Annotated in this window: 15 protein-coding genes and 1 pseudogene; 2 read left to right on the plus strand and 14 right to left on the minus strand. The window is 33.9% G+C overall.

Features of this window, described 5'->3' with window-relative positions; translation table 11 throughout:
* Position 1: 1 nt before the first annotated feature.
* Positions 2-772 (minus strand): tyrosine-protein phosphatase, encoded by a 771-nt coding sequence (locus tag IEU65_RS09500; protein WP_010292170.1) that lies wholly within the window; start codon positions 770-772, stop codon positions 2-4.
* A gap of 297 nt (positions 773-1,069) precedes the next feature.
* Here IEU65_RS09500 and IEU65_RS09505 point away from each other — a divergent pair, with 297 nt between their 5' ends.
* Complete coding sequence (locus IEU65_RS09505) at positions 1,070-1,639, plus strand: recombinase family protein (RefSeq protein WP_010292173.1); 570 nt, start codon at positions 1,070-1,072, stop codon at positions 1,637-1,639.
* A gap of 49 nt (positions 1,640-1,688) precedes the next feature.
* Here IEU65_RS09505 and IEU65_RS09510 read toward each other — a convergent pair whose 3' ends face one another.
* The 13 genes from IEU65_RS09510 to IEU65_RS10560 form a co-directional block, all read right to left on the minus strand.
* Complete coding sequence (locus tag IEU65_RS09510; RefSeq protein ID WP_010292175.1) at positions 1,689-2,510, minus strand: helix-turn-helix transcriptional regulator; 822 nt, start codon at positions 2,508-2,510, stop codon at positions 1,689-1,691.
* Positions 2,511-2,625: 115 nt separating this feature from the next.
* A complete protein-coding gene (locus IEU65_RS09515; protein WP_031941291.1) occupies positions 2,626-2,808 on the minus strand; it encodes a hypothetical protein in 183 nt (60 codons plus the stop codon).
* Positions 2,809-2,824: 16 nt separating this feature from the next.
* Positions 2,825-4,159 (minus strand): accessory Sec system glycosylation chaperone GtfB, encoded by a 1,335-nt coding sequence (gene gtfB, locus IEU65_RS09520; RefSeq protein ID WP_010292178.1) that lies wholly within the window; start codon positions 4,157-4,159, stop codon positions 2,825-2,827.
* Positions 4,152-5,660, minus strand: coding sequence for an accessory Sec system glycosyltransferase GtfA (gtfA, locus tag IEU65_RS09525; protein WP_010292180.1), 1,509 nt, complete (start codon positions 5,658-5,660; stop codon positions 4,152-4,154). Before gtfA ends, gtfB begins: the two co-directional genes overlap by 8 nt.
* A 17-nt stretch (positions 5,661-5,677) precedes the next feature.
* A complete protein-coding gene (locus IEU65_RS09530; RefSeq protein ID WP_010292183.1) occupies positions 5,678-6,691 on the minus strand; it encodes a sugar transferase in 1,014 nt (337 codons plus the stop codon).
* Between the two features lie 33 nt (positions 6,692-6,724).
* A complete protein-coding gene (gene secA2 / locus IEU65_RS09535; RefSeq protein ID WP_168441461.1) occupies positions 6,725-9,088 on the minus strand; it encodes an accessory Sec system translocase SecA2 in 2,364 nt (787 codons plus the stop codon).
* Positions 9,081-10,049, minus strand: a complete 969-nt coding sequence (gene asp3 / locus IEU65_RS09540; RefSeq protein WP_010292187.1) for an accessory Sec system protein Asp3 — start codon at positions 10,047-10,049, stop codon at positions 9,081-9,083. The genes secA2 and asp3 overlap by 8 nt, the downstream gene beginning before the upstream one ends.
* A gap of 15 nt (positions 10,050-10,064) precedes the next feature.
* Positions 10,065-11,594 (minus strand): accessory Sec system protein Asp2, encoded by a 1,530-nt coding sequence (gene asp2, locus IEU65_RS09545; protein ID WP_031941294.1) that lies wholly within the window; start codon positions 11,592-11,594, stop codon positions 10,065-10,067.
* Entirely contained in the window at positions 11,581-13,164 is a 1,584-nt protein-coding gene (gene asp1 / locus IEU65_RS09550; RefSeq protein WP_010292192.1) for an accessory Sec system protein Asp1, read from the minus strand. The genes asp2 and asp1 overlap by 14 nt, the downstream gene beginning before the upstream one ends.
* A 15-nt stretch (positions 13,165-13,179) precedes the next feature.
* The gene (gene secY2 / locus IEU65_RS09555; RefSeq protein WP_031941295.1) at positions 13,180-14,436 is read right to left on the minus strand and encodes an accessory Sec system protein translocase subunit SecY2; all 1,257 of its coding nucleotides are present in this window, start codon (positions 14,434-14,436) and stop codon (positions 13,180-13,182) included.
* 337 nt (positions 14,437-14,773) lie between these two features.
* Positions 14,774-15,121, minus strand: a complete 348-nt coding sequence (locus IEU65_RS10555) for a glycosyltransferase (protein ID WP_168441470.1) — start codon at positions 15,119-15,121, stop codon at positions 14,774-14,776.
* Between the two features lie 6 nt (positions 15,122-15,127).
* Positions 15,128-16,129: an SP_1767 family glycosyltransferase gene (locus IEU65_RS09565; protein WP_010292198.1), complete on the minus strand. Its 1,002-nt coding sequence runs from the start codon at positions 16,127-16,129 to the stop codon at positions 15,128-15,130.
* Positions 16,130-16,223: 94 nt separating this feature from the next.
* Positions 16,224-16,358, minus strand: coding sequence for an LPXTG cell wall anchor domain-containing protein (locus IEU65_RS10560; protein WP_373867738.1), 135 nt, complete (start codon positions 16,356-16,358; stop codon positions 16,224-16,226).
* Between IEU65_RS10560 and IEU65_RS10405 the strand changes: the two are divergent.
* A pseudogene (locus IEU65_RS10405) lies at positions 16,294-16,755 on the plus strand (hypothetical protein); the annotation flags it as partial. The gene IEU65_RS10560 and the pseudogene IEU65_RS10405 overlap by 65 nt on opposite strands.

A 16,755-nucleotide genomic window follows, 5' to 3' on the forward strand; every position in this document is an offset into this window, starting at 1 on the left:
TCTAAAATTTACTAAAAAACTTTCTTTTCACAATGGGCTCTGGTAAAAGTGTTGTGACATCATTACCATCTAAAATAGCTTCAGCATTGCTCTCCAACAATTGCTGATACTCTTTACCTAACTGCTTTTCAACTTTAACCATTGCTTCAGCTAATTCATAACTACGGTTAGGCAAATCATGGGCGTCAGACACAAAAACATGCGCTAGATTATGACTAAGAATTTGCTCAGCAAATTTCTCAACTTTTTTACCGAATGTTCCTACATAAGAACTAGCAGTTACCTGAGCCAACGCCCCCGCTTCGATTAAATCAAATAGAATCCTTGGTGTTGACATAATTTTGGTATTTCTTTCTGGATGAGCAATTTCGACCGTAATACCACGCTGCATGATTTGAAAAATCATATCTGTGCTGTAAGTAGGCACATCATCATCAGGAAACTCTAACAATAAGTAACGATTAGACTCATCGGCGAACAAAATGTCATCATTATCTAAAGCGTGAAGTAAATCACCGTTTATCCTAACTTCTTGTGAGGGGAAAACTTGCAATGGAATATGATTATTATCCAAGTGACTTTGAAATTCTTCAGTTAACCGAATAACGTCTGGTTTATGATTCACATAATGCCCATTCATATGATGAGGCGTCATCAATGCAGCTCTAATACCGTCATCAACCGCCTCTTTAGCCATACGAATAGAAGCTCTATATGATTTCGATCCATCGTCAATATTTGGCAATAGATGGCTGTGCAAATCTACAATCATGAAAAAATCCTCATTTACTTGTCTGTATAAGATTACCACTTTTTTTTTACAATGCTTTTTTTTTCGAGTAATGTAAACAGATAGTAATCTTTGTTACTTAATGAAAATAAATTGTAACTAATGATATAAAGATAATTTGTCAACGATACTCAATTAACAAACTGCTTCTAGTATGATACAAAAATTTTTATTCAATTCTTATGCAATTAAATGTTAAGTAATTTGCGCTTTTTTTATGACATGATATACTTGTATTTACACGCTGCAATTTAGTTATGCAATTTTATGAGGTGAAATATGACGATATATGGATATGCTAGAGTATCTACTGCTGGACAATCTCTGAATGAACAAAAGGAGACTCTAAAAACATCAGGAGCTGACATAATTTTCAGTGAAAAATATTCGGGCACCACTACATCACGACCACAATTTGAAAAACTCGTCAACCTAATTGAACCCAATGACACATTGATCGTCACCAAGTTAGATCGCTTTGCTCGTAATACACGTGAAGCATTAAATTTAATTGATGATCTCCTGAAAGAAAGAATTATAATTAAGGTATTAAACTTAGGTACCATTGATAATACCCCAATGGGTCGTATGATTGTCAGAACCTTATTATCGGTTGCTGAGATGGAGCGTGACATGATTATCGAAAGAACTCAGGCCGGTAAAGTTTTTGCAAAACAACATAATCCTAATTATAGGGAAGGTAGACCAAAGCGAAAAAAAGACAGCCGTAATATGGCTATCTTTGAATATGCTAATCGTCACACAATTAAAGATACTGCAATCGCCTTTGATATATCTCCCAGAACCGTTAATTATATTAAAAGTATGTTCATGAAAAAAGAATCATAGTCTATTACTTATCATGTATATGGCCAATTGCATGCATTAACTAGTACAATTACAGTGCTAAAAATGTATCCACATTATCTGCACGAAACATATATTTTAGAAATAAATCATTTTTTCCAGTATTCTTTTGTATGTTAGCCCACTGACGATAGAAATTAGAAACTAAGTAAATCGTATATCTATGTTTGCATAAAACAAGAGATTCTTTAATATAGTATTCACTCAGTTGATATTCACCATTTTCAACCAAAAAGTCAATATAATTACTTCTAACTTTCAAAATACATCTACACTGTTCATCTGAAATGACACTTGTGTTAGGTTCATTAGCAAGCATTTCGTCGAAATAATTTCTAGCTGCCTTAACGCATCCCAGACCGTTTTGGCACAATGCCAAGTATTGATAGATGACATATTGATTTAATTTACTTATACTTTTAAATTGGGATTCTTGTGCAGCTAATTTTAAGTTTTCTAATGCCTTATAATAATCCGGATTTTTATTATAAAAGTGATCAAGAGCACGGATTATATGTTCATAAAAATCAGTTTTGTTTCCACTTTTTATTTTTTGTTGTTCAAATTGAAATGAAACAGGATTTTTAATCTCCTCATGAATTAGATGTCTTGTAAATAAAGTTTCGATTTCTTGTTCATCTGAATTGTTAGAACCAATATCAGTAAATTCCAAGTTTAATCGACTTAATATTTCCAAAAGGATAACGATGTTGGGAACTCTATTTTGATTCTCCATTAAAGAAATTGTTGCCTGCGTTGTTATATTTTTGGCAAGATCAGATTGTGACATTTTCAACAGTATCCGTCTATCTTTTATTTTCTTCCCATCCAAAAATATACTTTTATCTTGCATTATTTTCTCCTAGTTGCTAATAAGTCAATAAATTGGACTATTTTTATTGACTTCTTAGTACATTATTCCCACTAATCATTACGTCTGTTTATTATTTTTTGACATTTGACATTTACTATTTATCAAATTGTTGTATCAATATTACGATTAATCCAGCAATCACTCCCACACTCATCATCACCGCTACAATAAATTGCAGCCAATTATTGCTTTTCTCATCGTTCCGACGCCCATCATTTCTAATATTACTGAGCCTTCCATCTATAATTTCTTGCATACTATCTTTTTTTTCATTCATATACGCTTTAACCCCTTCACAAGTTACTATTGATTGCATTTCTAAAACTACTGATATCCGTCTGATTATTATATTGGTGTTGTTCAATAATTTTTTGTTCATATGATGTAATATTTTCTGATACATCGTTCATCAAACTAATCATGTTTCTCACATCCTCACTATTAAACTTATTATTATCGACCGTGAACAAGCCATGACTGGTTTCTGTGAACGACAAAATTAATTGATTGTTAAGAAATGCTTGTCTAGTGGCAGCCATTATCTCCGACCCGTGGTTAATATCTAAATATATAGCGCAAATTTTTCTAAGCCTATCTACTAAATCATTTGAAACATTTGGGTGAAGTACAACATTTTTTATTTTTCCAAAATCCATTAACTTATCGGACATTTCTGTTAGTGCAGCGATATGAAATTCAACTTCTGGTAACGCACTTACAAGTTGATCTAATTTTTCTATATGATCAGAATTCGTTAATATTAGAGCTCGAGATGTTTTGTCCCTATGATGTTTGGTAATTGGATACACGTTACCAATATGCAAAATTTTTTCCTTATATTCTGGATGCTGATTAACGGCTTGATCGTACTGACGCTTATCTTGGAATATTACCAAACTATCTTTTCTGATATCAGTGAGCAAAGCAACCATATTACCAGGTAATTCTCCATTACTATCGATGTCTTCTTGCCAAAATAACCAATCCTTTTTCGAAATATCTCCAGCATAAGTTACTAGAAAAGGGACAGACAGCGAATTGTATAAAACATGGTCATCGTTATAGCCAACACTCTTAATAAAAAATGCTACAAAATCACTTTTGGACTTAAAAACAATCACCTTCCCATCCTGATTAAGAATAATATTTTTGGTTTGGTAATTTTCAACTATAACTTCTTTTTTATCTTTGGTGTAGTACGTAGTCATGATTTTCTGATGTTTGATATTATAACTAGTTTGAGCAAAACGCCAGCCTGAAATTCCATAATGATCAACACTACGAATGCCATTATTACCATCTAACCATTCAACTCGTGATACTATACGCTGACTATTTAAGTTCGAGGTGTAAATTACATTGGCCCGCCTCATATTTTTGTCATATACTCCAGATTCTAAATTAGTCCCACGAATTTCCCAATAGTCTGGTTTGACAATTTGGTTAAAATAAGTTGGGTTAAAATCATCTTCGTATAAATGAATATAAAAAGCGTAAGGAGAAGTAACACGTTTAGGCAAAAAACCATCCTCGTTTACGATAATGGTCTTATTGTTATAACCTGACGCCATTAAAGAATGATGTAAGTCTCTCGTCTTCTGTCCATAATTATCAAACAAATTAATCATTGATAACCTCCTTAATAACTCGATCCCACAATAAACTTACCTCACTGACAAGATATTTCGATGCCCTGAGGTAGGATTCTGCATGAAACTTTGTGTTTTCATCATTCATAAAAAGTTTTACTATTCTTTCCGATAATTCATTAATAATTTTTTGTTCGGGCTCTTCACTATGATATGGTACCAAATAACCATTTTCTCCTTCACTTATAAAGGTTTGATTACCATAAGGAACATCAAAACCTACTAGAGATAATCCTGAACCAACTGCTTCCATAAGTGTTAAACCAAATCCTTCACTCGTTGAGGCAGACACGTAGGCCGAATACTGCTTATAAATATTATCCAACTTAGCATGGCCCCTTAATACAATATACTTTTCAGCTGAATTGTCCTGAATTATTTTTTCGATTTTATTTTTTTCACCTCCACTTCCATAAATATCAAATTTTATATCTGGAATTTCTTGACGAGCTACCACAACAGCTTTTACCAACCAGTCAACATGTTTCTCGGCTGCTAGTCTAGAGGCTGTAATGAGTGTGTGATTCCCTCTCGGCTTTTCTGGATAAATCAAGTGTTCAAGGTTACCTACCGGAATGGACTCTATTTTAGGTTGGAAACTGGTATACTTACGAAAGTGTCCCTCTAAAACATTCTTTTGCTTTTGAGTCGCTGTGATAAATAGGTCAACATGCTGGGCTTCATCAAACTGATACTCGTAAAAATTGTTCCACAATATATGATGATCATTTGTATGAACTGGGTTAAAGTGTTCCGCATGAATAGCCACAGCTAATTTTGCTGGAACAACATTTTCAAAAATAGCTTGCCCAACACCGGTTGCCCTATCAACAATCACCATATCATCTTCTTGTAACTTTAAGCACTTTATAAAATATGCTACTAGTTCTGACTTCCCATAAATCAACTGATCATTAATGCGGAAAAGATCTTGATCTCCATCAACAATCTCTTCATAGGCTAGTGATCCATCCCGATTAAAAAAGTGCCGTTCATATAAGTACGCACGATTATCGTGTGGCGCATAATATTCAGAAAATAAACGTTTTGAAGTAAAAAAATCTTTTCGAATTAATTTACCACCAGCAACAAATTCTACTCGTTCGATGGCATTATGATTTTTTTTTGCTTTGTAAGCAGTAACAATCCTATCATTGTCATCAAAAAAGTATCTACGATATGTATCTTGATCCTCTATACGAGAATATGGCATATCAAAAGTGCTCTCCAACTGTTGGGCAGCATATGTTGTTGGCTCAATGGGCATATCTGTAAAATATTGATATATCCAAATAACATCTTCATCATAAAATCCAATGTTTTCTGTCAAATGCTGGATATTATCCGCCCCAATAAAATCTAAAAAAATAAATTTGGCGGATTGATTAATTTTTCTAAATATCTGAGAACGGTACAGCTGTGCGTATTCAACGCCACTACTTGCCCAACCGATTCCTAAATTGAAATTATAGATTGTCATTATATGCCTCCCATCCTCTATTCAGTTAAGAGCCTATAAACAGTATCGATTAACAATTTTTTCGTAAAATATCCATTTTTGATTAGATAACTCACTTTTTTCACATTCCGAACCATTTGTTGATACTCCTCAATTGACGTTTGTTTAACAATCCTATCCACATCTGATAAAGAATTAGCAACTAACCCAATGCCATTTTTCTCCAAGAACATTTGCGTTGAAATCCCCTCGTTCACAATTATAGGCAACCCAGCCGCAAGATACGAACTCAATTTATAAGAAAGATTATACATAGAATAAGTTCTTTCTTTCTGATTGTCTATTTCTTCACTCCAAACCAGACCAAATCCTGATGATAAATTCAACATCAATTCGTCATCTGACATCCAGCCTTTCAAATCAATGTTGCTTTTATTAATTGAATCAGACTCTTCTAAATCACCAAAAAACTGCAAGCGTGTGTCAAAATGCCAATCTTTCACAAATGGAAATCGGCTCGCTGATCCAATAAAGTTAACGGTTTTCTGATAGTTTGGCTCATGGTAGTCAACTTTTGATAAGTGATCCCAAAGGCCCTGAAAAACAATTTTTTTAGTTTTAAGACCCTCTTTTTCTAAACGTGTAAACATCGATCTCGTTGGCAAAATTAGTCCCTGAGCTTTATTACAAAGTTCAATAAATTTTGGCATTAAGTAGTAATTGTTTTCAAACATTAACGGTACAACATCGTGAATAAAAATTGCAACTTTAATATCCCTATATGATAATAGTTTATCAATGAGCATTGTATCAAATTCAATTGAATTCCATGTTGGAAATTGAGCGATTACAATGTCATCAGATCCAACAGCTGCAAACATACCATCGATTCTTTTGTTTAATTCATTAGGACTATCCGTATGAACCGGATACGAATAAATGCCAATTTCTTTAAATCCCATAGTAGTTGCCACATCTGTTACCATATTTTGAGCAATCAATGCTGTGCTACGGCTAGATTGTCCATAAAGATTGGTAATATGTATTTTCATTATGTCTCCCTTTATACTTTGTGTCTTATCATATTATGGAAATGAAATAGTCATTTTCCCATTATCCGAAACGTCAATATCACTAAGCATGATGTTTTTCAAAATAGCCTTGTCTACTTGCTTTTTCATTTCTTTAAATGAATTCCTTGCTTCTTTCTGATATTCAAAAATAGGATTCTTTTGTGAAAATTGACGATTAATAACAATATTTTTTAGCTGTTGCAATTGATCTACCTGATCAATCCAACAAGTATCAACAGCTTTCAAAATTGCAATTCGTTGAAATACTTTTCTTCCCTCATAGGATTTCAAATTTCGATACTTAATTGTCAGTAATTTTACTATCATACCAATCAATTTATCTCTGATCTGTTCTTTATTCCGAGAACCCGCAATGAATTCACTTTTCTTTAAATTGTAGTTAAGATTATCTAATATAAACCGTGTTATATGTTGCTGCGTCATAAAATGTGATCTGTCTAAAAAATTATCAACAACTCGTACAGCAATTTTCATAATTTCGTCGTCAAATACTGAGGTCGCCTCCAATAATTGTTTTCGAGTAGCATAAATCAGGTTTCTTTGTATTCTCGATATTTCGTCAAATTCTAATGCATTTTGTCTAGCACTACGTGCTTGACTTTCTTCTCGTGCTTGAGCTTTATTTACAACGCTAGTGAACCGTCTTTTCTTGAGCTCCTTGGGGTTTCGCACGTCGAAGTCGTTCATATGTTCTTGATAATATTTGTGCATCCTCTCAGATCCACGATTAATAACGATATCATCTTCTAAACTCACAAAAAACTGACTAAATCCAGGATCCCCCTGTCGTCCAGCTCGACCTCTAAGTTGCATATCAATACGCTTGCTAGTCATTCTCTCCGTTCCAATAACGGCTAATCCACCCTTTTCAGCTACACCACGGCCAAGCTTTATATCGGTTCCTCTTCCAGCCATAACAGTTGCTACAGTGACCGCTCCCAATTGGCCAGCTTCGGAAATAATCTCTGCTTCTTTGGCAACATTTCTAGCGTTCAAAACATTATGTGCTATCCCCTGTTTTAATAGCATTTGAGAATATATTTCAGATAATTCCACCGAACCTGTGGTTAACAACACAGGCTGTCCTTGCTCATGGCATCTGATCACTAATTCCATCGAAGCATATAATTTTTCTGGCAGTGTCGTATATACCTTATCTGGATAATCTTTTCTTAATAGTGGTTTGTGTGTTGGAATAACAACAACCGCCATATTGTAGGTCTGAATAAACTCTTCTTCATCATATCGACCAGTTCCGGTCATACCAGATAATTTTTTAAACATTCTAAATAGATTTTGATAGGTTATAGAGGCCACAGCCCTCATTTGTTGTGTTATTTCCAAACCCTCTTTGGCCTCTATCGCTTGATGCAGACCTGATTGTAACTTTGTTCCAACCATAATACGACCGTTTGTAATATCTAAAAGTTTTACTTCATTGTCCTCAACCACATAATCCCTATTCAATTTGAATAGTGTTCGTGCATGTAAAGCCAATTGAATATGCTTAACAAGCATATAATTATCAGCAGAATAAAACTTATTACGATTAAAAAAGCGTTTTGCTTGTGAAAGACCAACATCAGTTAGCCAAACATGCTTTTTTTCATCGTCCATTTCAAAATCTTCATTAATAATCAATGTATTGACAAATTGATTAGCAATACTAAATAAATTTGATTGGACTCTGGGTGCTCCCGAAATAATTAACGGCATTTGTGCTGAATCGAGCAAAATCGAATCCACTTCATCCAAAATGGCATAATTATAGGGCCTCAAAAATTGGTCATTTGCTTGACTAACTAAATTTTCTTGTAGATAATCAAACCCTAAGACATCATTAGTTGTATAGATAATATCCGAATTATAAATGTTTTTCTTATCTTCTGTTGTGAATTTATGATTCGGATCTTCATGTGTCCCTGATGAGACAGATAACCCCAACCACTCGTAGACCTCCTTTAGTTCATTATAATCTCGATTAGATAAATAACTATTGGTCGTGATTACCATTACACCTTGTCCGGTCAATGCATTGAGATACACTGGCATTGTAGCGGTGAGTGTCTTTCCCTCTCCTGTTTTCATTTCTGCAATATTTCCTTGGTGTAAAACGATTCCCCCCAATACTTGAACGTCATAAGGAAATTTTCCTAAAATTCTCTTGTCTGCCTCTCTGATAGTGGCAAACGCCTCCGGCAAAATTTTGTCAAGAGTATCGCCATGAGCTATTTTATCTCTAAATTTTTTTGTCTGACCTTGTAATTGTTGGTCTGACATTCTCGATAGTGTATCTGCATACTGATTGACACGATATAGTATCTTATTAACTTTTTTTAAACGTTTCCTACTCATTCAGACCTCCATTACTTTGTTTACTGGTTAAGTGGTTAACCCAATCCACTAATACCTTATCATAATCCATATCCATTACGTCACTAATCTGCACCTCACTAATAGTTCCCAATTCCTCATAAACCATAACACGTTGTTGTGCTCTAACGTTTTCATTTTCATATGTTTCTGAAATAAACAATTTCGACTTAAAATCATTTTTCGCCGCATATACTTGTGCCGCCTGATTAGAAACTGGTCCATGCCCAATCCAATTTATATTTTCAATATTATATTGGAGATAAATTTCATTCAACCATTCCTCAATGATTTCTCTACTTTTAGGAGATACATATATATCTGATAATTGTCTAATCGTTCCAATTTCAATTGAATCGCCTAATTTTTGTTGAGTTATCGACGGTAAAAATGATACAAAACCTTTCTCGGGCTCTCTAAATACTATGTTGAGTGTCGTAGAGTTTTCATCGGCAGATATGTGATTAGATAACAATAGTCCTCCCTCCTCGTACGTGATTTTACTATGAAAATCGATTTCAGAGATTGATATACTATAAAATTTTAAATGGGTCATTCCTGCATTCAGTAAAGAAATTTCATAATAATACGCCGCTTCAGGATACAAAAATTTTTGCTCTTCATTTTTCGCAATTACTCGATCGACAATGTCGTGAAATCGATTAAAAAAAATGATTTGTACATAAACAGATTGTTCAGGGTATGAAATCGCATCTAGTTTCACCACATACTTTTTATTTTTTTCTAATAGCGGTAATTGAACACTTGATCGATCTTCTTGATAGTTTCCCTTTGATCGCCACGTATGAATCTTAGTACCGCTTGGAAAGCGATCATTTTTAAAATCAACACTGCCCTCCTTTAAAAAATCAATTTTTGACCCATATAGATAGGTTTCTCCAACACCACTTTCCCAGTACACCACAATTCTCTGATTTGTCATTTAACTACTCCTCATCTAAAATTCATCAATCATAATACGCCTATACTGTGTTATAAACCATTGATTAATGGTTGATGATGCATCATTATGCCGTCCTGGAATACCTTTACTGATTATCCTTGATTGACTATGACTTAATTTTTCTAATAAATCAGGATAAGCCGTTTCATCATAGTCATCATTTATCATATATGCAATAGCAAATAATGTTTCATCAAAATTTCCTTGCCCAAATTTCTGCCAAAATTTCAAATTCAGTAAACGAGCTGACTCTAATGTCGAGCCTTTTTCATTAGCTATTAACAAATCTAATGATGTCCCAAATCCCCCAGGTCGCTTCAACTTTTCATTTAAAGCCATAGTGCCTAAGTTCACTAACGGTTTTCCAACAATTACAGCTTTTGGACGAAAATTTCCACTGTAGTACAACGCACCAAAAGTCCCCATTGATAATCCTGACATAATCAGTTCCCTTGACTTGAAACCAAGATTTCTGAGAGTATTGTTGATTATCGAAACTATTGAATTTTCTAACTGGCTTGAACCTATATAAAATGCTCCTCCCTCTAATCGTGGGTCTGTTACTAATAAAAATGGATGACCCAGTGATTTCATCATGCCATATCCTTCGAACCCTTCAGCAGTTCGGTAACCTGAAAAATAAACATTCAACGGAGGCTGATAATTGCCCGGATTAAAATATGTCATAATTTCTTGATTACTATCATCAACATATCTACTGCCGCCGAGTGTAAAGGTCCCAAATTTTTGCCTAGAACGTCTATTATGTAAATTCCCAACTCTAAGGGATCCCTCTCCTTTGGCCTTTAGCGTCATTGCTAAATAATACTGATTTTCATCATAGTTCTCAATGATAAGAGGATTATTATCACTAAAATTTTCTGTCTGCCAGGACCTAACTATGTCAGAAGAGCCTGCATTTATCAAATGAACAAGCAGAATGACCCTAACTTTCTCGTCCGCAGCATACTCTAACCATAACTCCTGATTATAATTTTCTCCTAATATACCATTGTATCGCCACGAAATAATCGGTTGAAAATCTTTACCAAAATTTCCAATTAAATCAACCCCTACATGTCCAATATATTTGACTTCTCCAGAAAAATTTGGATTAACTTTTATACTGTCAACTTTAAACTTTTCACCATACTGACCACTAAAAAAATATTTGGTTAACTCATATAAAATCTTTCTTTCATCACTCATATTAATAGCATATGCCAAGTGATTTTCAAAAATTTTCCTTATATCAGGGCTTTCATCAACAATTTTTTCATCATATAAAACTGAATATTTTTCCACACTGCTCAGGACCAATTCATATTGGAGTTTTTCTTCTTGTGACAATATTAAGACCGCATCAAAATTTTTAATAAATTCATTAAAATCATCTCCATGGTCGCTCTGCAAACTATTTATATCCCAATATGCTCGTATATCGATATGATTCTCAAAATCTTCTATACTTTTTCCCCATGAATGATCTCCAATCTGTAAAACTTTAATTTTATTCGTTTTCATCATTATTCCCTAAAAGTAATTTCCATTTGTCTACGATAGAGCCACTATTATAATCTTGAATTTTCCGTACAGAATAAATTAATGCCTCGTTCCAGTTCTTTAATCCATCTAAATAAAAATTCATCGCAGATTCAATATCCATAATATTTTCAACAACATATCCATTCTTTAAATGTTCAACATAAGATGTCTTGGACGCATTAATTTGCGGTATACCTGCACTTATTCCCGCAATCTGAGTAAATATATTCGGATCATCACTCGCATCGATGATCAACCGAACCGTATCAAACAAACTTATAATTTGCTCTTCTTGATCTAATGGTTGAAACAAAACTTTATTGTAATACTTAACCACATCACTGATGACCGGGTTCATCTCATCATTATTATCTATCTCATTTTCCCCCTGTACACCATTAGACTCCCATATAATGTTTTGATCCTCCACGCCAAAATATTTTACAAACCACTCTTTTGTGTGTAAAACAATTCGTTCACCACTTTCTCTATCATGACCTATAACAATCCGAACATTGTCATGCATTAACATATAACCTAGTACTTGGTCCAAAATTTTTAACATATCACTTGAATGGATATCAATAATAGTAAATACAACCAATTCCTTATATTGTTGACTAGTTCCCAATTTAAATCTTGTGTCATATGGTGTAACATGATTAATTTTACTCAACAAATGTTGGGTAAATGGCGTTTGACCATTTCGTGCCGTGATTATTTTCTTCATTTTGATTGCTTTCTGGGGTGTATCAACAATGATTAAATCTGCCATAGCTATTTCCCCAATCAAGTTATTTGAATTTTCATATGCTGCACGTGACTCAAAAAAGGAAAGAATTGTTTTATTAGGTTTTACTGGCAATTTAAATAGTTCCTCCTCCTGTTCTCCATCAGCTGCAACAATCAACACATCATCTTTAGAAATGTTTCTCTTCTCAAAATACTGTGTTAAGATTTCGGATCGCAGTTCATTGATATTTTGGTATTCTAATTTCCCAAACCGTTTACTTTGAGTCGGATTCATGACAACACACGTTTGACCATCTCGTTCAATCATACGGAATTGCCAGACACCATTTAGATCAAAAAATTCTTGGTATCCCTTATCGTAATAAACTGCACTAGATAAAAAGCCACGATCATCAAAAATATCAATTTTGATAATCTCTCCCTGTTCATAATAGATTACCTTAAAAATTTGCCCCCCAATGCCAAAAACAACTTGTGCATGTAAATTACTTTCAACTAAAACATTGATTCTAAATGGCGTATAAATAAACTCAGAATTTTCCGGCCAGATAATATCACGAATGGTTAACAATTTTTTTCTGATATCTACCGTATTCTGTAAATAATCAAAAACAGACCATTTGGGAACCTCAAGTAAGTCCTGTTGATGTAAGGAATACGAAAGTTCCGGCATATAACGAGTAATTATATTTTCAATGCTCTCCCCACTTCTATAAAACATCTTAATTTGGTTGACCGTATCGTCAAACGATAAACCATCATTACTTTCTTCCCATGATGGAACAAAATAAAACATCAGCGTATCTCCTCTCTACTCTATCAGTTTGGGATAGTCATTTTTGATCAGTAATGCATGTATTTGATCATAAATATTACTCGAAAGACTTACTAAAATAATCACCGTCCCTGCTGCAAGACCATATTGAGTGAAATCAGAATTTATCGTTCCTATGTACAACGGAATACCTGAAATAACATCTAAATAAAGAGCACCTACTATACCTAAATGATATATTTTTGTCGTTAGGTACTGTCTTGTTGCTTCCCCTGGCTCCATATTTTCTATATAATCTCCACTATGTAAAAGGTCGGTGCAAATCTTTTCCGGATCAACATTAACAAAGGAGAATCCCATTGTCAGCATTGTTAATATGATAATATAGGCTGTAACACCCATTGGTTGGGAGAGACTACTATTGTTCATTAAGTAAGTAACGTAATAATTATGAGGATAAAAAGAGTGAATTAGCTGCAATCCATATTGTGGTAGCACAGTTACAGTCATACTGTACATCAACGGCATCCCACCTGCTGGATTTACTTGTATGGGTAAATATGACTTAGAGACAAAATCACCATTGCCTAATGTATTCCTAATTGGCAATCTTAACTCTGATTCTTGCATGATAATAGCAATTCTTACTAAGAAGATAAAAGCAATAATAAAAACAATACATTGAACAATATCCGTTATATTAAGATGTTCTTGAGACATATCCCCTAAGTATGTCACGACATAATCAGGAACTTTAATAACGATACCTGCTAATATCAGTACGATTGGTCCTCCTATTCCAAATGCCTCATTCATATTTGAAAGCCATATTAAAAATATTGCTCCAGTTACCATTATAAATGCTAACATTATGTTAGTTATTAACGGGTTATTCCCTATGAATAAAAAATTAGAGCGCACTGATACTGTTGAACTAATAGCAATTGCTTGAATACCCGCAATAATACTGGATAAAATAATTTTAAGTATGTAACTCTTTTTTAACGTCAGCTTGTCTAGTTCAAATTTTTTTATTAACCCAAAAACACGCCACAATATTAATGTAGACATCCATGGGCCTAATCCTAAAGAAAAAAATGACAGGGTACTTAAATCTCCACCTGTCATACCACTAACAAATTTAAACAAAGATTGATTATCTCCTACTGATAGAATCTGTTTAACATCTACCCCTGGAATTAATATATGTCTACCAAGAACATAAACAAATATGATCGTCCCCGTTGTTAAAATTTTTCGTTTAATTATTTTGCTCTCTACGTTAATAGTCACTACCTCATTCCAATCCCTTTTCTTGTTGTCGATGAATACTTTCAATAACTGCAAGCTTGTTCTTTAAATATTTGTATTTCCTAATATTCCGACGTTTCAGAGCGTCATCCATATAAAATAATAAACTCTTACTGTATTTTTTTCTTCCTCAATGGTATTTATGTTTAACATGGTTAACATCTCTTCCATAGTGTCCACAGCCACCGGTGCATCATACTCTTCTAAAAGCGACTTCTTATCTATAACATACAGTGGTTCATTTACAAAAGTAATCTTATATCTTATTCCCCCGATAGATACGACCGATAAACCACACTATTGTTACGCAATGTGTCTCCTATTTGAAAATATAATTTATCGTTTTTCTGTATTTTAAAAAGCCTACCAAAAAAAGATTCAAACCAATACTCACTAATTGAGGGTAACTGTTTTTTTTTTCAAACCATTCAATCACACTATATGTGGTTTCCTTCTTCTGTCCGTTCGTGTGGAACTTGTATTGTTGTTTTGCATCATCGTATTCAACATAATCACTAACAACAACGTCACTATTATATTTATGCATCTGTCGATATAACTTTTCAATATATCTTTTATCAATCCTATCATTCTGATTAACAAACGTTATCAATTCTCCTCTGATGGCGTCCAGAGCTATATTATATCCACGCGCAGGATCATCAATATCTACTTAAGTGAAGTCTAGACGATTATCTTGTAAACTCATTTGTTCACATATTTTCATTGTTTCATAACTTGTGTCGTTAATAATGACTACAATCTCAATATTTGTATAACTTTGTTCAGAAACACTTAAGAGAACATTGTCAAGCTTCGATGTATCCCCATCAAAATAAATAATAACTGATATCTTAGGAAAATTATCAACTGTATAAACAATCTGACTACGATAGTTGAGATCTTCTATATCAAGGTGGTCATCGGAATAGTTGAATTCTGCTGTATGCTTGTATGGCATTTTAACTTTTGGTTTCGCTCCCATCTTAGACCATTCATACTCTGAGTCGATATTACCAATATCAATTATTTGCCTGTTCTCTGATGATAAGTGATATGCAATTAATTTGGCTGCGGGGCCCAACATCACTAGAACAATTTTGTTATCACCATACATTCTGATAGCAGTCTCTATTTCCTCAAAGAAAAAATAGGCATTTTTAGATGGACATATGATTCTAGCTATACTATTAGCATTATCAAATAAATCATTACCAACTACAGACTTACTCGTATCTCCCTCAACAATTAAAATATCACGATGATTCCATAACCTTTTTAAATGTTCAAAATATCTTTCAGAATGACTCTTATCCTCCAAATCAATATATGGTCTTGAAATAAAAGTGCTGCCGTACCACCTCATCCAATTAATATTTTCATATATTTCTTTATATCTATCTAAATGTACCTTCCAAAAATCTCTCGCAAATTTATTATATCGATCTAGTCCAGTAAACACATCTGGCATGCAGACAACTAATCGTTCATCTGATTTATTCTCCAAGATACTCCAAAATTCCACTCCTAATTCAACATCATAATCTTGATATGGAATACTTCTACCACTAATGATATCTATTTCACCATCTCCGAACCTAGCCACAGAAGAACCATTCTTTAAAACATAGTCAAGTGTCTCATCAATTCCTAGAACATTTATCTCTCCACTCATATACTTCTATTAACTCCGATATATTTTCTTGTAAATCACTCACTTTATGTACCATAAAATCAACTCTTGTCAAGTTGATCCTATGCTTCATCAATTATTCTTGATGTTTATTTTTTTTCGTCTTTTTAGTTGCTACTGAAGCAGTAATCAGACCAAGTCCAGCAATGGCAGTAATAGTACCTAAATTATTGTTTTCACCGGTGCTTGGCAAGATTCCTGCCGCATTCACTTCCTTCGGTAGTGATTCAGACATCGATTCAGAGCCTGATACTGACTCTGACGTTGATGTTGATTCAGAACTTGATACTGACTCTGACGTTGACGCTGATTCAGATGTGCTTACTGACTCTGACGTTGACGCTGATTCAGATGTGCTTACTGATTCTGATGTTGACGCTGATTCAGAACTTGATACTGACTCTGACGTTGACGCTGATTCAGAACTTGATACTGATTCTGACGTTGATGTTGATTCAGGACTTGATACTGATTCTGACGTTGATGTTGATTCAGAACTTGATACTGATTCTGACGTTGACGCTGATTCAGAACTTGATACTGATTCTGACGTTGACGCTGATTCAGATGTGCTTACTGATTCTGATGTTGACGCTGATTCAGAACTT

This window comes from Leuconostoc pseudomesenteroides KCTC 3652 (assembly GCF_014634745.1).
GTDB lineage: Bacteria > Bacillota > Bacilli > Lactobacillales > Lactobacillaceae > Leuconostoc > Leuconostoc pseudomesenteroides.